This window comes from Frigidibacter sp. MR17.14 (assembly GCF_037095735.1).
GTDB lineage: Bacteria > Pseudomonadota > Alphaproteobacteria > Rhodobacterales > Rhodobacteraceae > Frigidibacter.
This window is the reverse complement of the sequence record NZ_JBAWKD010000001.1, coordinates 609,504-630,055: the sequence shown is the minus strand read 5'-3', so window position 1 is coordinate 630,055 and position 20,552 is coordinate 609,504. Positions and strand designations below refer to the sequence as shown.

Below are 20,552 nucleotides of genomic sequence, written 5' to 3'. Positions count from 1 at the left end.
TACCCCTGTCAGAGCGCAGGGACCGCGCGCAGGCGCACAGTGCTGCGCCGCGGCGGGAAATTATGCCGCGGAAGCCCTTGAATGCAGGCCGTTTTGCGCCACACTGGATCGTGAGCCATTCGGGAGGTGCGCGTGATGTTCGAAGTGTTTCCGGCAGAGCTGCGCAACGAGCTGGCCGCGGCACAGGCCGCGCAGCGTCGCGGGCGGGCGCGCAAGTCGCGGCTTCGGGTGCAGACCGGGGCGATGAGCCTGCCGGTGCTGCGCCGCTGGGACGACGGATTCGCGCTGGATGCGGCCCGCGTCGGCCATCTGCGCGGGCTCGTCGATCTTTACGACGGGTCGCGCCACCTGATGCATTGCCTGATCGTCGCCTCGGCCGTCGAGGAGAACGAGCTGATCTGCACGGTGAAATCGGCGACCCCGGCCGCCGACCGCCCGCCGGTCGATTTCGTCCGGCCGGACGATGCGCCGGCCGGACTGCTGCCCCGTTACTGAAGGTCGGCGAAGGCCGCCTTCATCCGCTCGACCGCGCGCTCGACCACCGGGCGCGGGGTGGCGAGGTTGAAGCGCAGGTAGCTTTCGCCCCCGAGGCCGAAGGTGGCGCCGTGGTTGACGGCGATCTTCGCATCCTTCTCGACGCGGGCGGTGTAGTCCTCGGTCGACATGCCGGTGCCCGAGAAATCGACCCAGGCGAGGTAGGTGGCTTCCAGCGACATCGAGCGCAGGCCGGGGATCGCGTTGATCCCGGCGTCGAAGATCCGCCGATTCCCGTCGAGATAGGCGGTCAGTTCGTCGACCCAGGCCGCGCCCTCGGGCGAGTAGGCGGCGGTGACCATGTGCATGCCGAAGCTGTTGGGCGAGATGCCGAGCGCGTTCATCTTCGCGGCGAACTTTTCGCGCAGGGCGGGGTCGGCGATGATGACGTTGCCGATATGGGCGCCGGCAATGTTGAAGGTCTTGGTCGCGGCGGTCAGCATCACCAGCCGGCCCTGCGCCTCGGGCGCGGCCAGCGGCATCACGGTGTGCGACTGGCCGGGCATGACGAGGTCGTGGTGGATCTCGTCCGACACGAGGATCAGGTCATGGGCGGCGCAGAAGTCGGCGACCGCGCGCAGCTCGTCCACCGACCAGACCCGGCCGCCGGGGTTGTGCGGCGAGCACAGGATCAGCATCTTCTCGCGCCCGGTCAGCCGGGCTTCCCAGCCGTCGAAATCCATGACGTAGCACCCGTCCTCGACCCCCAGCGGGCATTCGGTGACGCTGCGCCCGGCGCCTTTGATGACGCGGGCGAAGGCGTGGTAGACCGGCGTCATCAGCACCACGGCATCGCCCGGGGCGGTGAAGGCCTCGACCGCCAGCGCGGTGCCGTTGACGAGACCGTGGGTCGTGAAGATCCACTCGGGTTCGACCGGCCAGCCGTGGCGCGACTGCATCCACCAGCGGATCGCGTCCTTGTAGGCGCGGTCGTCGCCGAAATAGCCGTAGACGCCGTGGCCGGCCATCTTCTCGACCGCGGCCTGCACCGAGGCCGGAGGCCGGAAGTCCATGTCGGCGACCCACATCGCGATCCCGTCCTCGGGCGAGACGCCATAGACCTTCTCCATCATGTCCCATTTCGAGCAGTGGGTGCCCTTGCGGTCGATGATCTCGTCGAAGCGTGCGTCAAGGCTCATGGAAAGCGGTCCTTTCGGGGTCTGATCTGCGGCGTGCCGCCCCTGAAGGGGCGTTGCGGAGAAACCGGGCTTGGCCTACATCCGGGACATGACACGCCGCGCCATCCTTATCCATCCCGACCCGCGCCTCAAGAAGGTCTGCGACCCTGTCCCGTCGATCGACGACACGATCCGGGCGCTGGCCGACGACATGCTCGAGACGATGTATGACGCGCCCGGCATCGGGCTGGCGGCGCCGCAGGTCGGCGTGACCAAGCGGATGCTGGTGATGGACTGCGTCAAGGAGGCGTCCGAGACGCCGCGGCCGATGGTGCTGATCAACCCCGAGATCACCTGGTCCTCGGAAGGGCTGAACAGCTACGAGGAAGGCTGCCTGTCGATCCCCGAGCAATACGGTTCCGTCACCCGTCCGGCCGAGGTCGAGGTCAGCTGGCTCGGGCTCGACGGCAAGAACCATTCCGAGCGGTTCGAGGGGCTCTGGGCCACCTGCGTGCAGCACGAGATCGACCATCTGAACGGGCGGCTGTTCATCGATTACCTCGGCGCGCTGAAGCGCCAGATGATCACCCGCAAGATGGAAAAGCTGAAGCGCGAACTGGCGCGGGGCTGATGGCGGTCCTGCCCCTTGTCCTCTGGCCCGATCCGCGGCTGTCGGCCCGCGCGGCCGAGGTGACCGGCTTCGGTCCCGAGATCGCGGCGCTGGCCGCGGACATGCTCGAGACGATGTATGACGCGCCGGGCCGCGGGCTTGCCGGCCCGCAGGTCGGGGCGATGGTCCGGATCTTCGTGATGGACTGCGGCTGGAAAGAGGGCGCGCCCGACCCGCGGGTCATGCTGAACCCCGAGATCCTGTCTGCCGAGGGCGCGGTGATGCGCGAGGAAGGCTGCCTGTCCGTGCCGGGTCTGTCGGTGCCGGTGACGCGGCCCGACCGGCTGGTGCTGCGCTGGCAGGATCTGGACGGCGCCCCGCATGAGGAAGCCTTCGAGGGTTTTGCGGCGACCTGCATCCAACACGAGCGCGACCATCTCGACGGGATCCTGCATCTTGACCGTGCCGACCCTGCCGACCGCGCCGTGGCGCTGGCCCAACTGGAAGATCGCCGATGACCGTTCGCCCCTTCGTGCCCTATCCCGACAAGCGCCTGCGCACCCCGGCCGAGCCGGTCGAGACAGTGACCGAGACGGTGCGGATGATCTGGGACGACATGGTCGAGACCATGGACGCGATGCCGGGCGTGGGCCTCGCCGCGCCGCAGATCGGGATCATGCTGCGGCTGGCCGTCGTCGATGCCTCGGACAAGCGGGGGCAAGCGGTGAAGATGGCGAACCCCGAGGTGCTGCATGCCTCGATCCAGTTCCGCAAGTATGAAGAGGCCAGCCCGAACCTGCCCGGCGTCTCGGCGCTGATCGAGCGGCCGCGGGCGGTGACGGTGCGCTTCCTGAACGAGACCGGCGAGATCGAGGAACGCGATTTCGTGGGCCTCTGGGCCACGAGCGTGCAGCACCAGATCGACCACCTGAACGGCAAGGTCTTCGTCGACCACCTCTCGCCCCTGCGTCGCAAGATGCTGGTGGCGAAGAGCCAGAAGCTGGCCCGCTGATGCGCGTGGTGTTCATGGGCACGCCGGAGTTCTCGGTCCCGGTGCTCGAGGCATTGGCGGCCGCGCACGAGGTCATCTGCGTCTACAGCCAGCCGCCGCGCCCGGCGGGCCGGGGCAAGAAGGACCGCCCCTCGCCGGTGCAGGCGAAGGCCGAGGCACTGGGCCTGCCGGTGCGCCACCCGGTGTCGCTGAAGGGCGCCGAGGCGCAGGCCGACTTCGCCGCGCTGGACGCCGATGTGGCGGTGGTGGTGGCCTATGGGCTGATCCTGCCGCGGGCGGTGCTGGACGCGCCGCGGCACGGCTGCGTGAACATCCATGCCTCGCTTCTGCCGCGCTGGCGCGGGGCCGCGCCGATCCACCGCGCGATCATGGCGGGCGATGCCCAGACCGGGATCTGCATTATGCAGATGGAGGCGGGGCTCGACACCGGCCCGGTGCTGATGCGCGAGGCGCTGGAGATCGGGGCCGAGGAGACCACGGGCGACCTGCATGACCGGCTCTCGGGCCTGGGCGCGCGGATGATCTTGGACGCGCTGGCGGGGCTGCCGGGGCTGGTGCCCGAGGTCCAGCCCGAGGCCGGCGTGACCTATGCCGCGAAGATCGACAAGGCCGAGGCGCGGATCGACTGGGCGCGGCCCGCGGTCGAGGTCGACCGCCAGATCCGCGGGTTGTCGCCCTTCCCGGGGGCCTGGTGCGAGATCGCGGGCGAGCGGGTGAAGATCCTGCGCTCGCGGCTGGGCGCAGGGCAGGGGGCGCCGGGGGCGACCGGCCCGGGCTTCACCGTGGCCTGCGGCGCGGGGGCGATCGAGGTGCTCGAGGCGCAGCGCGAGGGCAAGCGGCCGATGCCCGCGGCCGAGGTGCTGCGCGGATTGACGCTGCCCGCACGTCTGGATTGAGCGACGAGGCTTGCGGCTGCCGCGCGGCGCCGCGATGATGCCTGGGTCCCGACTCCCCCGGGGCGTTTCGGACCTGCGATGCCGTTCGGTTTCACCCAATTCCTCTGGACCCTCGGCGGCGCAGGCACGCTGTTCCTTGTCATGCGATTCGCGAAGATCGGCGTCTGGCTGCTGATGCGCCCGGGCGGCTGGGCCGTGGTCGTCGCGGGCCTGCTGGTGCTGGCCAAGGCGATGGACGGTCAGGGCACGCCGGCCGAGCTTGCCGATGTCCTGCCCGCCGCCGCCGGAGCCGTCGCCGGAGCCGCCGCCGGAGCCGCTGTCCCGGCACTGGCCACGCCCGCTGCGGCTGTCCCGGCCACGGCATTGCCGGACCGGGCGCTTGCGCCCCCGCCGATGCGCCCCTGAACTCCCGAGTGTCTAACCCTTCGCCTTCTGCGGCTTGAAGGGCGCCATCCCGCCGCGGGCCAGCTCGTCGGCGCGTTCGTTCTCGGGATGGCCGGCATGGCCCTTGATCCATTCCCAGGTCACGTTGTGGCGCGCCGCCGCCTCGTCCAGCCGCTGCCAGAGATCGACGTTCTTCACCGGCTTGCCGTCCGCCGTCCGCCAGCCCTTGCGCTTCCAGCCGTGGATCCAGCCGGTGACGCCGTTCTTCACATAGGCCGAGTCGGTGATCACGGTGATCGTCGTCGGCCGCGCCAGCGCTTCGAGCGCCGAGATCGCGGCCAGCAGTTCCATCCGGTTGTTGGTGGTGTCGGGCTCGCCCCCCGACAGGGTGCGCTCGCGCACCACCTTGCCGTCCTCGCGCGCCAGAAGCAGCGCCCCCCAGCCGCCGGGGCCGGGATTGCCGGAACAGGCGCCGTCGGTATAGGCGAAGAGCTGGACCATGGGGCCTCCGGTCGTGATGGTCCGCAGGGTCTAGGCGCTTGGGGCGGTCAGGTCAATTCGGGGTCAGAACGGCTCGCCGAAGCGGTCGGCGACAAGCGCTTCCAGTGCGGAGGACAGCTTTTCGGCCTCGAGCCCCGAGGTCTCGACCTCGATCGCGCAGCCCTTCGAGGCGGCCAGCATCAGCAGGCCCATGATCGAGTCGCCCGACACGTCCATGCCCTGATGGCTGACGGTGGCGCGGGCATCGTGCTTTTCCACGACTTCGACGAACTTGGCCGAGGCGCGGGCGTGAAGGCCCTTCTCGTTGACGATCTTGAGGGTCTTGCGCACCTGTCCTCCCGGGGCGTCAGATGTGAAGGGGTCAGGTGCCGGTGCGGCCGAATTCCCCGGCCTGGTAGCAGTTGATGTATTTGCGGCCCGCGTCCAGCGCCGAGGCCACGGCCTCGCCGACCGACAGGTTGCGCGACTTCGCCAGCTTGATCAGCATCGGCAGATTCGCGCCATAGACGATCTGGCGGTTGCGCGGTGCGCAGGCCATGAGGCTCAGGTTCGAGGGAGAGCCCCCGAACATGTCGGTCACCACGACCACGCCCGATCCCTCGTCCACGGCGTCCGCCGCGGCGCAGATCTCGGCCTGCTTGCCTGCCCGGTCGTGGTCCTCCTCGATGGAGATCGCACGAATCCCGGTCTGCTTGCCCACCACATGCTCGACGGCCGAGAGATATTCCCGCGCCAGACCACCATGTGCGACGATCACGATACCGATCACGCCCTGCCTACCTTCAACGGTTTCCCGCGCCGGCGGATGCCCGGCGCTCCAGTTCCCTGTGTCTTTTAGACACCTGCCACCCGGCCTGTGCAAGCGCAGCGGCGAGCTTTTCGGTCAGAGCGACCGAGCGGTGTTGCCCTCCGGTACACCCCAGACCGATGGTCAGATGGGCCTTTCCCTCTTCCAGATGGGCAGGAAGCACCATCAGGACAAGATCCAATACCTTTGCAAAGAAGTCATCAAACCGTGGATCGGCGGTCACATAATCGACAACCGCGGCGTCGCGGCCGTCGAGCGGGCGCAGCGCCGGCTCCCAGTGCGGATTTCGCAGAAAGCGACAGTCGAACATGATGTCGAGCCCGCGGGGCACGCCGCGCTTGTAGCTGAAGCTCTGCACCGAGACACCGATCCGGTCGGGGCCGAGCGTGTCGAACCAGCGCTGCACCTCGGCCTTCAGGTCGTGGACGCTGAGATCGGTGGTGTCGATCAGCACGTCGGCGCGGGCGCGGATCGGGGCCAGCAGGTCGATCTCGCGCGCGATGCCCTCGCCCGGATCGGTCGGGCCCAGCGGGTGGCGGCGGCGCGTCTCGTTGTAGCGGCGCATCAGCTCTTCGGGGGCGCAGTCGAGATACAGCACCTCGACCTCGACCGCGGGTTCGCGGGTCATGCGGTCGATGGCCTCGATCAGCGCCGCGGCCGAGAAGTCGCGGTTGCGCACGTCGATCCCGAGCGCAATCGGGCGGGCGAGGGCGGGGCCGTCGACAAGGCGCGGCACGAGACTGAGCGGCAGGTTGTCGATCGGCTCGTAGCCCAGATCCTCGAGCACATGGATCGCGGTCGAGCGGCCGGCACCCGAAGGTCCGGTGACGAGCACCATGCGCTGGGCGGGCTGATCCGCGGGATCTGGCTGGTCGGTCATGGCGTCTCGGTCGCGCCCCGGGGAGGGAGTCAGTCGGTGCGGCCCGCGCGGAGCCACTGAAGCAGGGCCGGGCCAAGATGCGGGGCATCCTTGCCCTGCACAAGGGCGATTTCATGGCCGAGAAACGTCTTTGTGCGGCGGGGCGGCAGGCGGTCGGGTTCCGCCAGCCCGAGGTCGACCGCCAGCACCACCGCGACCGCGCCCGCTGTTTCGGCCCGCAGGATGCCAACGCCGCGCGCCTCGATCCGGCCGAGGATCGCGGGCGGGCAGCGGGCGGTCAGGGTGGTGGCGGTGGCGGTCAGCTCGGTGCGGTCGTCGGCCACCAGCCGGGCGCCATGGGCCATCATCCACAGCCCGAGCGCGGACTTGCCGCTGCCCGAGGGCCCGAGGATCAAGAGGCCGCGGCCCTGCAGGGCGACGGTGGTGGCATGCAGGATCTCGCGCAAGCCGCGCTCAGCCCCGCATCAGACCGGCAGGCCGACCACGAAGCGGGCGCCCAGCGGTTCCGAGGTGATGTCGGCATCGGTCGGGCGGATGTTCTCGGCCCAGATTACGCCGGCATGCGCCTCGACGATCTGTTTCGAGATGGCGAGGCCAAGGCCCGAATGCTCGCCGAACTGGCCCGGGGGACGTTCGGAATAGAAGCGCTTGAAGATCTTGGTCAGCGCCTGGTCGGGGATGCCCGGCCCGGTGTCCTCGACCACGACCAGCACCCGGTTGTCGCGCTTGCGCACCCAGACGCGGACGGCGTCGCCCTCTTCGCAGAACGAGATGGCGTTGGTGATCAGGTTGACGAAGACCTGCGCCAGCCGCCCTTCCAGCCCGGTGATGCGGATCGGGCCCTGCGGCAGGTCGGTGATGTAGTCCACCCCGCGCTCGGTCGCCTGCTGCGAGAGGTATTCGTTGATGTTGCCGATGGTGCGGAGAAGGTCGAATTCCTCTTCCTCGTCGCGCACCAGTTCGCTGTCGAGGCGCGAGGCGTTCGAGATGTCGCTGACCAGCCGGTCGAGCCGGCGCACGTCATGCTCGATCACTTCCAGAAGCTTCTCGCGCTGGTCGTCGCGCTTGGCCACGCGCATGGTGCCCACGGCAGACCGCAGCGAGGCGAGCGGGTTCTTGATCTCGTGCGAGACATCGGCCGCGAACTGCTCGTTCGCGTCGATCCGGTCGTAAAGCGCGGTGACCATGCCGCGCATCGCGCCCGACAGCCGGCCGATCTCGTCCGGGCGGCCGGTGAGGTCGGGAATGCGGACGCGGCCTGGGCTCATCTTGCGGGCGTTGCGGTCACGGCCCAGCTCGGCGGCAATGGCGAGGTCGGCCAGCGGGTTGGCGATGGTCGAGGCCAGCACGAGGCTGAGCCCGACCGAGACGATGATGGCGATGATGAACATCTCCAGCACCTGCTCGCGCTCTGCCCGCACCAGCGCGTCGATCGCGCCGGCCTGCGACGAGACCGAGATCGCGCCGATCACCCGGTCGCCGCTGCGCACCGGTTCCGAGACGACGAAGATCGTGCCCTCGTCCCCGTCGCGCAGGTTGCGGACCTGCGTGGTGCCCTGCAGCGCCTCTGCGGCGAGTTCTCCGGCCAGCGAGTGCAGGTCGACGCCGGTGGGGGCGCTGACACGGGGGGCCAGAAGCCCCGCGAGCCCGTCCCAGACCGAGCCGAGGAAATCGGTGATCGCGGTCGGGCGGTGGTTGCCGGTCAGGCCCGGCACCGGGGCCGCGGCGCGGGTCGCGACCTGGCGGCTCGAGGTCAGCAGCGCGCCCTTGGTGTCATAGAGGAACAGCGTGGCGCCCTGCGGCAGCTCGATGCTGCCCAGCGTCTGCTCCAGCGTCTCGCGCGTCCAGACGGCATCGGGCGACTGGCCGAGCCGCGCCTCGACCACGCTGCCGATCAGCCGCGTCTCGCCGACCATGTCGCGCTCGCGCTGCGCCACGAGGCTGTCGCGGAACGGGTTCAGGAACAGCACCCCGGCGACCATCACGATCATCGCCATGAGGTTGAAGGTGATAATCTTGCGCGCCAGCGGCGAGCGGTTGATCGACAGGAAGCTGCGCCGGGCCCGGCCCTCGCGCAGTTCGTCTTCGGACTCGAGACCGGCGTTGACCCAGTCTTCGCCCAGCACGAGTCCGCTGTCGCGGCTCGACTTGATCCCGGCCTCGTTCGGGCGGTGAGCGATGGTCATGGCCGCCGCGTCACTCCTCGTTGTAGCGGTAGCCGATGCCGTAGAGGGTCTCGATCGCCGAGAAGTCATCGTCGACGGTCCGCATCTTCTTGCGCAGGCGCTTGATGTGGCTGTCGATGGTGCGGTCGTCGACATAGACCTGATCGTCATAGGCGACGTCCATCAGCTGGTCGCGGCTCTTGACGAAGCCGGGGCGCTGGGCGAGCGCCTGCAGCAGCAGGAATTCGGTCACGGTCAGCGAGACGTCGCGGCCCTTCCAGCTGACCGAGTGGCGCAGCGGGTCCATGGTCAGCTGACCGCGGACCATCACCTTGTTCTCTTCGGTGACCGGGATGTCGACGCCGCCGGTCTGCGCTTCCTGCCGGCGCAGCAGCGCGCGGATGCGTTCGACCAGCAGGCGCTGCGAGAAGGGTTTCTTGACATAGTCGTCGGCGCCCATGCGCAGGCCGAGCACCTCGTCGATCTCGTCGTCCTTCGAGGTGAGGAAGATCACCGGCATGTTGGTCTTCTGCCGCACGCGCTGCAGCAGGTCCATGCCGTCCATCCGGGGCATCTTGATGTCGAAGACCGCCATGTCCGGCAGTCGCTTGCTGAAGGCGTCCAGTGCGGCCTGCCCGTCGTTGTAGGTCTCGACTTCGAAACCCTCGGCTTCCAGCGTCATCGACACGGAAGTCAGGATGTTACGGTCGTCATCGACCAGTGCGATACGCGACATGGGCATTCCCCGATACTGCTCTGCCTGTTTTTTGCCACATTGTCCCTTGTCCCCCGGGGGGAATCAACGGCTAACTACGAATCGAGCGTCTTCGCCGGACCTAGCCCACCACGTTTTTCCCAAGGTTCGACTAATATGTCTCACTTTACCCATAGCACAATTCTGCACAGGGCGGCGGAATGATTGCGCTAAACCGTGTCTGGTTGCGCTAACCCACCAAAACGACGGGTTTCTTCAAGGTTCTGTCATGGTATAGCGGATGGGTCTTCCCCTGTTTCAGGGGCCGACCGGCGTGCCTGGCCCGCGCGTCGCCTTGATGACTTTTGGAGAGCCGCACCGCGGCTTCGGGAGCTTGCATATGACCATCGGACGCGTGAATCCGGCGCAACGACTGGAAGATCAGGGCATCAGCGGCCTGGGCAACGTCTATTACAACCTGCTGGAGCCGGCGCTCGTCGAGATCGCCGTGCAGCGCGGCGAGGGCAAGCTGGGCCTTGGCGGAACCTTCCTCGTCTCGACCGGCGCGCATACCGGCCGCTCGCCCAAGGACAAGTTCGTCGTCCGCACCCCGGCGGTCGAAGACAAGATCTGGTGGGAAAACAACGCCCCGATGAAGCCCGAGGCCTTCGACGTGCTCTATGCCGACATGCTGGCGCACATGAAGGGCAAGGACTACTTCGTGCAGGATCTCTTCGGCGGCGCCGACCCGGCCCACCGCCTGGACGTTCGCCTGGTGACCGAACTGGCCTGGCACAACCTGTTCATCCGCCACCTGCTGCGTCGCCCCGAGCGCAGCGAGCTGGACGGGTTCGCGCCCGAGTTCACCATCATCAACTGCCCGAGCTTCACCGCCGACCCGGCCAAGCACGGCTGCCGCTCGGGCACCGTGATCGCGATCAACCTCGACAAGAAGCTGATCCTGATCGGCGGCACCCAGTATGCCGGCGAGAACAAGAAGTCGGTCTTCACGCTGCTGAACTACCTGCTGCCGGAAGCGGGCGTCATGCCGATGCACTGCTCGGCCAACCACGCGATCGGCAACCCGGAAGAGACCGCGGTCTTCTTCGGCCTGTCGGGCACCGGCAAGACCACGCTGTCGGCCGATCCCTCGCGCACGCTGATCGGCGATGACGAGCACGGCTGGACCAAGAGCGGCACCTTCAACTTCGAGGGCGGCTGCTACGCCAAGACCATCTCGCTGTCGGCCGAGGCCGAGCCCGAGATCTACGCGACCACGAAGAAGTTCGGCACCGTCATCGAGAACATGGTCTACGACCCCGAGACGCTGGAGCTGGACTTCGAGGACTCGAGCCTGACGCAGAACATGCGCTGCGCCTATCCGCTCGACTACATCTCGAACGCGTCGGAGACCGGCCTCGGCGGCGCGCCGAAGAACGTGATCATGCTGACCTGCGACGCCTATGGCGTGCTGCCGCCGATCGCGCGGCTGACGCCGGCGCAGGCGATGTACCACTTCCTGTCGGGCTTCACCTCGAAGACCCCGGGCACCGAGGTGGGCGTGGTCGAGCCGATCCCGACCTTCTCGACCTGCTTCGGCGCGCCCTTCATGCCGCGCCGCCCGGAAGTCTATGGCAAGCTGCTGCAGGCCAAGATCAACGAGACCGGCGCCACCTGCTGGCTGGTGAACACCGGCTGGACCGGCGGCGCCTACGGCACCGGCAAGCGGATGCCGATCAAGGCCACCCGCGCGCTGCTGACCGCGGCCCTCGACGGCTCGCTGAACAAGGTGCAGTTCCGCAAGGACCCGAACTTCGGCTTCGAGGTTCCGGTCGATGTCCCCGGCGTGGATGCGGGCCTGCTGGACCCCCGCTCGACCTGGGCCGACAAGGCCGCCTATGACGCGCAGGCCGCCAAGCTGGTCGAGATGTTCTCGAAAAACTTCGCCCAGTATGTCGACCACATCGACGACGACGTCCGCGCCGCCGCCATCGGCTGAGCGTCTCGGGAACGGCAATGAACGGGGGGGCGCGATCGCGAGGTCGCGCCCCCTTTGTGCCGGTGGGCCGGAAACGGGGTCGGGGGGCGAGCTCCCCCCCCGCGCCCCCCGCGCTCGGGCGCGGCTGACCGGCGGCGCGCTAGAGGACGGCCTGGCGCAGCAGGTTCAGGCCCGCGACCACCAGCAGGAGCTGGCTGAACCGGCGGAACTGGGCCTGATCGACGTAGTCCAGCAGGCGGTCGCCGATCCGGGTGCCGAGCACCGCGGGCACGGTCAGCACGGCCGAGAAGACGAAGGCCTGCCAGGTCAGGGTGCCGGCGATCCAGTGCCCGGCCATCGCCACCGCCCCGCCCAGCAGGAACAGCATCCCCTGCGCGCGCAGCATCGCGCGCTTCTCGGTCCCGGCGGACAGCAGGTAGACGACGATCGGCGGGCCCCAGACCCCCGACAGCCCGCCATAGAGCCCCGCCACCGCACCGGAAATCCACTGCGCCCGGTTGCGATGGTGCAGCGGCACCGTCAGCGGCACCCCCGCCAGCTGGATCGCGGCGTAGAGCGTGATCGGGATCGCCAGCACCAGAAGGGCCGCGCGCTCCGGCACGAAGCGCACCAGCTGCGTCGAGACCAGCAGCATCACCACCATCGCCGCCAGCAGCCGCGCATAATCGCGCATCGCCAGCTTCATCGGGCCGGGGCCGTCGCGCAGCGCCTGCTGCGCGTTCGTCACCAGGATCGGCAGCAGGATCGCCACGATCGCCAGCTTATGCGGCATGAAGCCCGCGAAACCCGCCACCATGATCAGCGGCAGCGCGAAGCCCACGATGCCCTTCATCACCCCGGCGAACAGCGTGATCGCCAGCGCCAGCGCGAAGGCGGCCGGGTCGAGACCGCCGGTCAATGCCTGCATCGGATGCTCCTCGGGTTGCCGCAGAGACCTATCAACCGGGGGCATCGCCGACCAGAGCCGATTGCGTGCGCAACAATCGGTCCAAAAGTCCTATTAATGTGAAATCTACTTGCGTGACGGATTTGCCCGCCCTATGGCATGATGCAGTTGCAGCATGCGATTCCGGGGAGGAAGACATGGCCCATGATGGAGCACGGCCCTTGGCCGAGATCGACGCCCTCGCACTGGCGGGCGCGGCCCTGCCCGAGGTCGAGGCGCTGTTCGACCGCGCGAAGGTCGCGCTGTCCGCCGAGGTGACGGCCGGGGGGAGGGTGTCCGGCGCGAAGCTGGAAGAGCGCCAGTTCGAGTCCCATGCCCTGTCCTGGCTTGCCACCTACACCGAGGCGCTGCGCCAGCTGAACGCCTGGGCCGGGCGGCTGACCGAGGCCGGAAGCTTCGGTCCGATGGAACGGCTGATCCTGCAGATCGGCTTCGGCGAATACCTGTCGCAGATCGCCGGCGGCATCCCGATGAGCCAGGGCGAGACGGCGCGGCTGTCCGACCTCGGGCTCGACTGGGCGCCGGGCGAGGCCGCGGCGAGGCTGATCGCCGGTGGCAACACACCCGCCGCGCGCGGGGCGCTGGTGGCGCTGATGCGCGAGAACCACGGGCGCGCGACCTTCGGGGTCACCGGGCTGGACGAGGATCTGGAGATGATCCGCGAGCAGTTCCGCCGCTATGCCGAGGACCGCGTCGTTCCGAATGCCCATGAGTGGCACCTGAAGGACGAGCTGATCCCGATGGAGATCATCGAGGAGCTGGCGGAACTGGGTGTCTTCGGCCTGACGATCCCCGAGGAATTCGGCGGGCTGGGGCTGTCCAAGGCCTCGATGGTCGTGGTGTCGGAAGAGCTGTCGCGCGGCTATATCGGGGTGGGCTCGCTTGGCACCCGGTCCGAGATCGCGGCGGAGCTGATCCTGTGCGGCGGCACGCCCGAGCAGAAGGCGCAGTGGCTGCCGAAGCTGGCGAGCGGAGAGATCCTGCCCACCGCCGTCTTCACCGAACCCAACACCGGCTCGGACCTCGGCTCGCTGCGCACGCGGGCGGTGAAGACCGACGCGGGCTGGGAGGTGACCGGCAACAAGACCTGGATCACCCATGCCGCGCGCACCCATGTGATGACGCTGCTGGCACGGACCGAGCCGGACACGACCGATTGGCGCGGCCTGTCGATGTTCCTGGCGGAAAAGACGCCCGGCACCGACGCGGACCCGTTCCCGACGCCCGGCATGACCGGCGGCGAGATCGAGGTGCTGGGCTATCGCGGCATGAAGGAATACGAGCTTGGCTTCGACGGCTTCAAGGTGAAGGCCGAGAACCTGCTGGGCGGCGTGCCGGGGCAGGGCTTCAAGCAGCTGATGCAGACCTTCGAGAGCGCCCGGATCCAGACCGCGGCCCGCGCCATCGGCGTGGCGCAGGCGGCGCTGGAGGTCGGCATGAAATATGCCGAGGATCGCAAGCAGTTCGGCAAGGCGCTGATCGAGTTCCCGCGCGTCTCGGGCAAGCTTGCGATGATGGCGGTCGAGATCATGATCGCCCGGCAGCTGACCTATCACTCCGCCTGGGAGAAGGACCACGACCGGCGCTGCGACCTGGAGGCCGGGATGGCGAAGCTTCTGGGCGCCCGCGTCGCCTGGGCGGCGGCGGACAATGCGCTGCAGATCCACGGCGGCAACGGTTTCGCGCTGGAATACACGATCAGCCGGATCCTCTGCGATGCGCGGATCCTCAACATCTTCGAGGGCGCGGCCGAGATCCAGGCGCAGGTGATCGCGCGCCGGTTGCTCGACGGGTCGAACTGAGATCAGGCCGTGGCGGGGCTGCCCCGCCGCGGCTGTCCGAGCCGCGGGTGCAGCCGGCCCGCGATGGCGAAGGCACCGATCAGCGCGAGCCCGCAGGCCGCGAAGACGCCGGCCAGCGGGGTCACGGCCAGCACCGCCCAGCTGAGGCCGGGGGTGAGGATGCCCGAGACGTCGCGGAAGCTGGAATAGACCGCCGCCATCTCCGAGCGTTCCGAGGGCTTGACCGCCATCAGGAACGGCAGGCCGCCGCAGCAGTCGAGGAAGATCAGGAAGAAGGTCGCGGCGAAGAGCGCCACCAGCGCCACGGGCGGCGCGAGGACGCCGAAGGTCGCCAGCAGGAACAGCCCGCCCGACGCGGCGAAACCGCTGCGCACCGCGATGCGCACGCCCCGCGCGGTGACCCAGCGCAGCATCAGCGGGGCTGCGAACATCATCAGGTTGGTCAGCGACAGGGCGATGCCGCCGGTCTGCTCGCCAAGGCCCGTTTCGATGCAGAAGACCGGCAGATAGACGACATAGACCCACCAGCCGCAGCTGCGGATCACCGCGAAGAGCCAACCCGCCACCAGCCGCGGCTGGCGCATGAACCGCCCCAGATAGGCCAGCGGGTTCGGCGCCGGGCCGCGGGCGCGGGCGATCTGCTTGCCGTTGCCCAGCCGCAACCGCCAGAACACCGCCGTCAGCATCACGGAGAAGCCGATCGTGATCAGGTAGGGCAGCGGCGCCCAGATCCCGTGCAGCCAGATCCCGGCCATCGGTCCGACGGTCCAGGGCAGGGCCGAGTAGAACACCTTCAGGTTCTCGCCCCGGCTGAGATCGGCGCGCTGGATGTAGTCCATCACATAGGCATTGAGGCAGACGAAGACCGTGACCGTGGCGGCGGTGGACAGCAGCAGCGCCAACGGGATCGTCGCCTCGGGCCCGAAGATCGCGAGGCCGGGGCCGGCCAGATGGAGCGCGCAGCCCGCCGAATAGAGCCAGCGGCGGGGAATGAACCGCGCGGCCCAGGGCACCATCAGCCCGATCGCCAGCGACAGGCAGCCGATCGCGAAATAGGCGAGGCTCATCCCCTGCGCCGAGCCGATGGCGCGGTACATGGCGATCGGCCAGACCGAGACCAGCATCGCCCGGACCGCGCTGTCGAGCGCGTAGAGCGTGGCGAAGGCGCGCACCCCGGGCAGGGGCACGTGACGCAAGAGGGTGGGAAGGTACTTGTGGGCCATGATCTCCTCTGGCCGAGGGAAACGCCGGATCGGGGCGGTGCGCTGATCTGCGGGCGACGCCGGGAGGTCGGTTTTGGGCTGACGCCGGGGGAGGGGGCTCTGCCCCCGCCGCGTGCCGCGGCCCCCCGGGATATTTGAGCCAATGCGAAAACGGGAAGAGGGGGCTCCGCCCCGGCCGTGCCGCGTTCTCCCGGAGTGCTTCGGCCGAGCCGAAAGGCGCAGGGGCGGGGGGGTCAGGGGGCGGTGCGGCGGGCGAGGGCTTCGACGAGGCGGTGGCGGGCCTCGGGCAGGGGGCGGCCGCGCTCGGCGGCGATGCGGCTGTCGAGGAAATGGCCGGTGGTGCGCAGGCCGTCCGAGATCTCGGCCGGGGTGGCGGCGGACTGGCCCATCAGCGCGGCAGGCAGCGGCAGCAGGCGCGCGGCCCAGTCGCCGGCGGCAGTGCGGCTGACGGCGCGACCGGTGCGGGGGCTGACATAGGCGAGGTCGTCGCGGGCGCCGGTCACCGCGCAGCGCGCGAGGTCGAGCCCGAAGCCGAGCTCTTCCAGCAACGCCATCTCCCACAGCAAATAGGCGGGGGGCCAGTCCCGGCCGGCGGCGATCTGGTCGAGAAGCGTCTGTGTGCGGGTGTAGAGCAGCGGGTGCGGGTCGCGGTCGGCCAGCGTGAAGCGCAGCATCGCGCAGACCGCGTTGAGGCCCATCAACCCCAGCCGGTCCGAGAGGATCGCGGCGCGCGAGGCCAGCGGCTCGATGGTGAAATGGCCGAGCTGATCCTCGAGCCGGGCGCGCCAGCTGAGGTCGAGCTGGGTGCCGGGTTGCAGGTGCGGCGCGATCTTGCGCGAGATGCCGCCGCGCACCAGGCCCGCGTAACGGCCGCGGTCGCGGGTGAAGACCTCGATGATCACCGAGGTCTCGCCCTGCGGGCGGACCGAGATCAGCAGTCCTTCTTCGCGCCAGTCCATCCGTTCACCCGACCTTCAAGGCCCGTCACTATCGGGTGAGGGCGGGGGGCTGTCCAGACGCGACCCCTCGCCGGATCGTCCATGCCATGTCAGGATCGGGCCATGACGCTGCCCTCGCAAGTCCCCGGAAGTCAGAGCCTTTCCCGCACGGTCCCCGAGATGCGGGCCCGGCTGATCGCGACCCTTGGCGCGGTCGTCGCCTTGGCGGGGCTGGCGGGGCAGTTCGACATCAACCTTGCCCGGCGCGAGGGCGACGTGCTGGCGGCGCTTTGGGGGATGACGCGGTTCTTCACCAACCTGACGGTCGCCTTCGCGGCCGGCGTGCTGCTGTGGGCGGCGCTTGGCGGGCGGGTGCGGGCGCGGACCGGGGCGGGGCTGGTGCTGTCGGCGCTGGTGATGGCGCTGGTCTATTACCTGGTGCTGGCGCCGGCCTGGACGCCCGAGGGATTCCGCTGGTGGGTGGCGCAGGCGATGCACGGCGCGACGCCGCTGGCGGTGGCGGTCTGGTGGCTGGCCTGCGTGCCGAAGGCGGGGCTGACGATGCGGATGTTCCCCGGCTGGGCGGCCTTTCCGGTGGGCTACCTCGTGATGTCGCTTCTGCGCCAAGCGGCGGGAGAGCGTGCGCCCTATCCCTTCCTGAACCTCGGCGAGCGCGGGGCCTTCGGCGTGGCGGTGGCGGCGCTGGCGATCACGCTGGTCTATCTGCTTCTGGCGGCCGCGCTGATCGCGCTGGCGCGCCGGCTCGATCAGTCCGAGAGCCCCGGCTCGTCCAGCAGCGAGCGGCCCTGACGGTCCTCGATCTCGAGCAGCCAGAGGTCGGGGTCGCGCGACCGGGCGCGGGCAAGGGCGGCATCGACCTCGCGCTCGTCACCTTCGGCAAAGATCACCCAGGCGCGGGTGCCGCTCATCAGGTCCCAGCTACGGTGCCAGGCGGTGGCGCGTCCGTCGAGCGTCGCGCATTTCACGATCACCGCGCCGCCCTCGTCATGGCCATGCGCGGTGACATAGACCGGCAGGCCCGCCAGCCGCGCCCGGGTCAGCCAGGCGCCGACCCAGACATGGGTGGCCAGACGCGCGTCAGTTGCCATCCTTGAAGTCGAGCCCCATCTCGCTGTAGCGCTCGCTCTCCTCGAGCCAGTCGGGCCGCACCTTCACCTGCAGGAACAGGTGCACCGGGCGTCCCATGAACTCGGTCAGATCGGCGCGGGCCTGCGCGCCGATGGCCTTGATCGTCTCGCCGCCCTTGCCCAGCACGATGCCCTTGTGGCCATCGCGCATGACGTAGACGATCTGGTCGATCCGGGCCGAGCCGTCCTTGCGCTCTTCCCATTTCTCGGTCTCGACCGTCAGCTGATAGGGGATTTCCTCGTGCAGGCGCAGGGTCAGCTTTTCGCGGGTGACCTCGGCCGCGATCATCCGCATCGGCAGGTCGGCGATCTGATCCTCGGGGTAGAACCACGGGCCCCGCGGGATCTGCTCGGCCAGCCATTCCTTCAGGTCCTGAACGCCGTAGCCCTTTTCGGCCGAGATCATGAAGGTCTTCGAGAAGGGCAGCAGCGTATTGGCCTCTTCGGCCAGGGCCAGCAGGGTTTCGGCCTTCACCTTGTCGATCTTGTTGATCGCCAGCGCGACCGGCCGGGTGCCAAGCCGCTGCTGAAGGGCGGCGATCACCTCGCGCGCGCCCTCGGTCAGGCCGCGATGCGCCTCGATCAGAAGCACGATCACGTCGGCATCGGCGGCCCCGCCCCAGGCGGCGGCGACCATCGCCCGGTCGAGTCGGCGGCGCGGCCGGAAGACGCCCGGCGTGTCGATGAAGACGATCTGCGCGCGGTCCTGCATCGCGATGCCGCGGATGCGGGCGCGGGTGGTCTGCACCTTGTGGGTGACGATCGAGACCTTGGCCCCGACCATCCGGTTAAGCAGCGTCGACTTGCCGGCGTTCGGCTCGCCGATCAGGGCGACGAAGCCGGCCTTGGTCGGGCCGTCCTCGGCCGGGGTCGCGGGGCCTTCGCCCTGGGGGTCGTCTTGCATCACTCGGTCTCCAGTCGCGCCAGCAGCGCGGCGGCCGCGGCCTGTTCGCCCGCGCGTTTCGATCCGGCCTCGGCCGTGGCGGTGGCACCGGTGGCGATCCGGGCCTCGATGGTGAAGACCGGCGCATGGTCGGCGCCGGCGCGGGCGATCACCTTGTAGGCCGGCAGCGCCAGCCCGCGGGCCTGCGCCCATTCCTGCAGCGCCGATTTCGCGTCGCGCGCCTCGTCCGGGACGGCCTCGATGCGCGCACCCCAGAGCCGCAGCACCAGCGCGCGCGCGGCCTCGAAGCCCGCATCGAGGTAGACGGCGGCGATCACCGCCTCCATAGCATCGCCCAGAAGCGCCTCTTTCCGCCGCCCGCCCGAGATCATCTCGGAGCGGCCAAGGCGCAGCACCTCGCCCAGCCCGATCTCGCGCGCGACCTCGGCGCAGCTTTCCTGGCGGACCAGCATGTTGAAGCGGGGGGCCAGCTGGCCCTCGGCGGCGCCGCGGTCGGCCTTGAACAGCGCCTCGGCGATGGTCAGGCCCAGCACCCGGTCGCCCAGGAATTCCAGCCGCTCGTTCGAGGGGCGGGTCTCGGAGGCGATCGAGGAATGCGTGACGGCCCGAACCAGAAGTTCGGGCCGCGCGAAGGCATGTCCAAGCCGCTTCTCGAAATCGGAGAGGTCGGCGGCGCGTTTCACTCGATCGCCTTGAAGAAGCGGTCGCTCCGCCAAGTCCAGAAGTAGAACAGGCTGCGGCCGGCGGACGAGAAGATGATGCGGTCGGCGCGGCCGATCAGGAACTCGGCCGGCACGGTGCCGACCCCGCCCGAGGCGAGCGCGAAGCGGCTGTCCTGGCTGTTGTCGCGGTTGTCGCCCATGAAGAAATACTCGCCCTCGGGCACGGTGAAGACCGGGGTGTTGTCCGCCCAGCCGGTGCCGATGTTGAGGATATCATGCTTGACGCCGTTCGGCAGCGTCTCGATCTGGCGCTCGCTCTCGCAGACGGCACCGTCGCCGACCGGGCCGTTGGCGCAGCGCGGGCGCAGGCCCTGCGGGCCCTGCGGCTCCATGATCTCGGTGAAGGTGCCGGCATCCTCGACCTCGACCGGCTGGCCGTTGATGTAGAGCAGCCCGTCGCGCATCTGCACGGTGTCGCCCGGCAGGCCGATCAGCCGCTTGATGAAGTCCGAACCGTTGGCCGGATGGCGGAAGACCACGACATCGCCGCGCGTGGGCTCCGAGCCGAAGAGCCGCCCCGAGATCGGGCAGATCGCGAAGGGGCAGGAATACTTGGAATAGCCGTAGGCCATCTTGTTGACGAAGAGGAAGTCGCCGATCAGCAGCGTGTCCTTCATCGAGCCCGAGGGGATCCAGAACGGCTGGAAGAACAGGGTGCGGAACACGCCCGCGATCAGCAGCGCGTAGACAACGGTCTTCACCGTCTCGAGGATGCCCTCGCCGCGCTTTTCCTTGGTCCTGCTCGCCATGCCCGCCGCCTCAGATGGATACCGGCGCTTCATGCGGCCCGGGGGGGCGCAAGTCAAGTTTCCCGGCCCCGAATCCGGGCCCGCCCCGTTCACGCACAAGCGATCCGGCGCGTGTCAGCCGCGCAGGGGACGCGCCTCGATCACCACGAAGGCCTGCGCCCAGGGGTGGTCGTCGGTCAGGGTGACATGCACGACCGCCTCGTGGCCGGGCGGAGTCATCTGCGCCAGCCGCTCGGCCGCCCAGCCCGACAGCGCCATCACTGGCTGCCCGGTCGGCAGGTTGGTGACGGCCATGTCCTTCCATGAGATGCCCATGCGCAGCCCGGTGCCCAGCGCCTTGGAACAGGCCTCCTTCGCCGCCCAGCGCTTGGCATAGGTTCCCGCGACATCGGCCCGCGCCTCGGCCTTGGCCTGTTCGGCCTCGGTGAAGACGCGGTTGCGGAACCGGTCGCCGAAGCGCGCCAGCGTCGTCTCGATCCGTTCGATGTTGGCAAGGTCGGTGCCGATCCCGAGGATCAT

Annotated in this window: 25 protein-coding genes; 9 read left to right on the top strand and 16 right to left on the bottom strand. The window is 69.1% G+C overall.

Going from position 1 to position 20,552, the window contains the following annotated elements; all coding sequences use genetic code 11:
• Nucleotides 1-135 precede the first annotated feature (135 nt).
• Entirely contained in the window at nt 136-495 is a 360-nt protein-coding gene (locus tag V8J36_RS03065) for a hypothetical protein (protein ID WP_336465771.1), read from the top strand.
• Here the strand turns inward: V8J36_RS03065 and V8J36_RS03060 are convergent.
• Entirely contained in the window at nt 489-1,673 is a 1,185-nt protein-coding gene (locus tag V8J36_RS03060) for a MalY/PatB family protein (RefSeq protein WP_336465770.1), read from the bottom strand. The two genes, V8J36_RS03065 and V8J36_RS03060, sit on opposite strands and share 7 nt — an antisense overlap.
• A gap of 88 nt (nt 1,674-1,761) precedes the next feature.
• Between V8J36_RS03060 and def (V8J36_RS03055) the strand changes: the two genes are divergently transcribed.
• The 5 genes from def (V8J36_RS03055) to V8J36_RS03035 all read left to right on the top strand — a co-directional run bounded on the left by def (V8J36_RS03055) (nt 1,762) and on the right by V8J36_RS03035 (nt 4,575).
• Entirely contained in the window at nt 1,762-2,283 is a 522-nt protein-coding gene (def, locus tag V8J36_RS03055) for a peptide deformylase (RefSeq protein WP_336466178.1), read from the top strand.
• Nucleotides 2,283-2,780, top strand: a complete 498-nt coding sequence (gene def, locus V8J36_RS03050; RefSeq protein ID WP_336465769.1) for a peptide deformylase — start codon at nt 2,283-2,285, stop codon at nt 2,778-2,780. The genes def (V8J36_RS03055) and def (V8J36_RS03050) overlap by 1 nt, the downstream gene beginning before the upstream one ends.
• On the top strand, nt 2,777-3,274 hold the full coding sequence (def, locus tag V8J36_RS03045; RefSeq protein WP_336465768.1) for a peptide deformylase: 498 nt from the start codon (nt 2,777-2,779) through the stop codon (nt 3,272-3,274). The genes def (V8J36_RS03050) and def (V8J36_RS03045) overlap by 4 nt, the downstream gene beginning before the upstream one ends.
• Nucleotides 3,274-4,170 (top strand): methionyl-tRNA formyltransferase, encoded by an 897-nt coding sequence (gene fmt / locus V8J36_RS03040; RefSeq protein ID WP_336465767.1) that lies wholly within the window; start codon nt 3,274-3,276, stop codon nt 4,168-4,170. Before def (V8J36_RS03045) ends, fmt begins: the two co-directional genes overlap by 1 nt.
• 78 nt (nt 4,171-4,248) lie before the next feature.
• Entirely contained in the window at nt 4,249-4,575 is a 327-nt protein-coding gene (locus tag V8J36_RS03035) for a hypothetical protein (RefSeq protein WP_336465766.1), read from the top strand.
• Between the two features lie 12 nt (nt 4,576-4,587).
• Here V8J36_RS03035 and rnhA read toward each other — a convergent pair whose 3' ends face one another.
• From rnhA to V8J36_RS03000, 7 genes are all read right to left on the bottom strand, one after another.
• Nucleotides 4,588-5,055, bottom strand: coding sequence for a ribonuclease HI (gene rnhA / locus V8J36_RS03030; protein WP_336465765.1), 468 nt, complete (start codon nt 5,053-5,055; stop codon nt 4,588-4,590).
• 63 nt (nt 5,056-5,118) lie between these two features.
• A complete protein-coding gene (locus V8J36_RS03025; protein ID WP_336465764.1) occupies nt 5,119-5,385 on the bottom strand; it encodes an HPr family phosphocarrier protein in 267 nt (88 codons plus the stop codon).
• A gap of 31 nt (nt 5,386-5,416) precedes the next feature.
• Nucleotides 5,417-5,824, bottom strand: coding sequence for a PTS sugar transporter subunit IIA (locus V8J36_RS03020; RefSeq protein WP_336465763.1), 408 nt, complete (start codon nt 5,822-5,824; stop codon nt 5,417-5,419).
• Between the two features lie 13 nt (nt 5,825-5,837).
• On the bottom strand, nt 5,838-6,743 hold the full coding sequence (rapZ, locus tag V8J36_RS03015; protein ID WP_336465762.1) for an RNase adapter RapZ: 906 nt from the start codon (nt 6,741-6,743) through the stop codon (nt 5,838-5,840).
• A 29-nt stretch (nt 6,744-6,772) separates the two neighbouring features.
• Nucleotides 6,773-7,189 (bottom strand): HPr kinase/phosphorylase, encoded by a 417-nt coding sequence (locus V8J36_RS03010; RefSeq protein ID WP_336465761.1) that lies wholly within the window; start codon nt 7,187-7,189, stop codon nt 6,773-6,775.
• 18 nt (nt 7,190-7,207) lie between these two features.
• Nucleotides 7,208-8,929 carry a sensor histidine kinase gene (locus V8J36_RS03005; RefSeq protein WP_336465760.1) on the bottom strand — a complete coding sequence of 574 codons (1,722 nt, stop codon included), beginning with the start codon at nt 8,927-8,929 and terminating at the stop codon, nt 7,208-7,210.
• 10 nt (nt 8,930-8,939) lie between these two features.
• Complete coding sequence (locus V8J36_RS03000) at nt 8,940-9,644, bottom strand: response regulator transcription factor (RefSeq protein WP_336460559.1); 705 nt, start codon at nt 9,642-9,644, stop codon at nt 8,940-8,942.
• 358 nt (nt 9,645-10,002) lie between these two features.
• On the opposite strand from V8J36_RS03000, the gene V8J36_RS02995 reads away from it, so the two are divergent.
• Nucleotides 10,003-11,601, top strand: coding sequence for a phosphoenolpyruvate carboxykinase (locus V8J36_RS02995; protein WP_336465759.1), 1,599 nt, complete (start codon nt 10,003-10,005; stop codon nt 11,599-11,601).
• A 139-nt stretch (nt 11,602-11,740) separates the two neighbouring features.
• Here the strand turns inward: V8J36_RS02995 and V8J36_RS02990 are convergent, their stop codons facing one another.
• Nucleotides 11,741-12,508, bottom strand: a complete 768-nt coding sequence (locus V8J36_RS02990; protein ID WP_336465758.1) for a sulfite exporter TauE/SafE family protein — start codon at nt 12,506-12,508, stop codon at nt 11,741-11,743.
• A gap of 176 nt (nt 12,509-12,684) precedes the next feature.
• On the opposite strand from V8J36_RS02990, the gene V8J36_RS02985 reads away from it, so the two are divergent.
• Nucleotides 12,685-14,349, top strand: a complete 1,665-nt coding sequence (locus V8J36_RS02985) for an acyl-CoA dehydrogenase family protein (RefSeq protein ID WP_336465757.1) — start codon at nt 12,685-12,687, stop codon at nt 14,347-14,349.
• Nucleotides 14,350-14,351: 2 nt separating this feature from the next.
• Here V8J36_RS02985 and V8J36_RS02980 read toward each other — a convergent pair whose 3' ends face one another.
• Both V8J36_RS02980 and recO read right to left on the bottom strand, forming a co-directional pair.
• The gene (locus V8J36_RS02980; protein WP_336465756.1) at nt 14,352-15,572 is read right to left on the bottom strand and encodes an MFS transporter; all 1,221 of its coding nucleotides are present in this window, start codon (nt 15,570-15,572) and stop codon (nt 14,352-14,354) included.
• A 233-nt stretch (nt 15,573-15,805) separates the two neighbouring features.
• Nucleotides 15,806-16,531, bottom strand: coding sequence for a DNA repair protein RecO (gene recO, locus V8J36_RS02975; RefSeq protein WP_336465755.1), 726 nt, complete (start codon nt 16,529-16,531; stop codon nt 15,806-15,808).
• Nucleotides 16,532-16,633: 102 nt separating this feature from the next.
• Here recO and V8J36_RS02970 point away from each other — a divergent pair, with 102 nt between their 5' ends.
• Nucleotides 16,634-17,320 carry a Pr6Pr family membrane protein gene (locus V8J36_RS02970; RefSeq protein ID WP_336465754.1) on the top strand — a complete coding sequence of 229 codons (687 nt, stop codon included), beginning with the start codon at nt 16,634-16,636 and terminating at the stop codon, nt 17,318-17,320.
• On the opposite strand, the gene V8J36_RS02965 is transcribed toward V8J36_RS02970, so the two are convergent.
• The 5 genes from V8J36_RS02965 to acpS all read right to left on the bottom strand — a co-directional run bounded on the left by V8J36_RS02965 (nt 17,278) and on the right by acpS (nt 20,552).
• Nucleotides 17,278-17,619: a DUF1491 family protein gene (locus tag V8J36_RS02965; RefSeq protein ID WP_336465753.1), complete on the bottom strand. Its 342-nt coding sequence runs from the start codon at nt 17,617-17,619 to the stop codon at nt 17,278-17,280. The genes V8J36_RS02970 and V8J36_RS02965 overlap by 43 nt on opposite strands.
• Entirely contained in the window at nt 17,609-18,562 is a 954-nt protein-coding gene (gene era, locus V8J36_RS02960) for a GTPase Era (RefSeq protein ID WP_336465752.1), read from the bottom strand. Before era ends, V8J36_RS02965 begins: the two co-directional genes overlap by 11 nt.
• Nucleotides 18,562-19,245 (bottom strand): ribonuclease III, encoded by a 684-nt coding sequence (gene rnc / locus V8J36_RS02955; RefSeq protein ID WP_336465751.1) that lies wholly within the window; start codon nt 19,243-19,245, stop codon nt 18,562-18,564. Before rnc ends, era begins: the two co-directional genes overlap by 1 nt.
• The gene (gene lepB, locus V8J36_RS02950) at nt 19,242-20,033 is read right to left on the bottom strand and encodes a signal peptidase I (protein ID WP_336465750.1); all 792 of its coding nucleotides are present in this window, start codon (nt 20,031-20,033) and stop codon (nt 19,242-19,244) included. The genes rnc and lepB overlap by 4 nt, the downstream gene beginning before the upstream one ends.
• A gap of 114 nt (nt 20,034-20,147) precedes the next feature.
• Nucleotides 20,148-20,552 (bottom strand): holo-ACP synthase, encoded by a 405-nt coding sequence (gene acpS / locus V8J36_RS02945; protein WP_336465749.1) that lies wholly within the window; start codon nt 20,550-20,552, stop codon nt 20,148-20,150.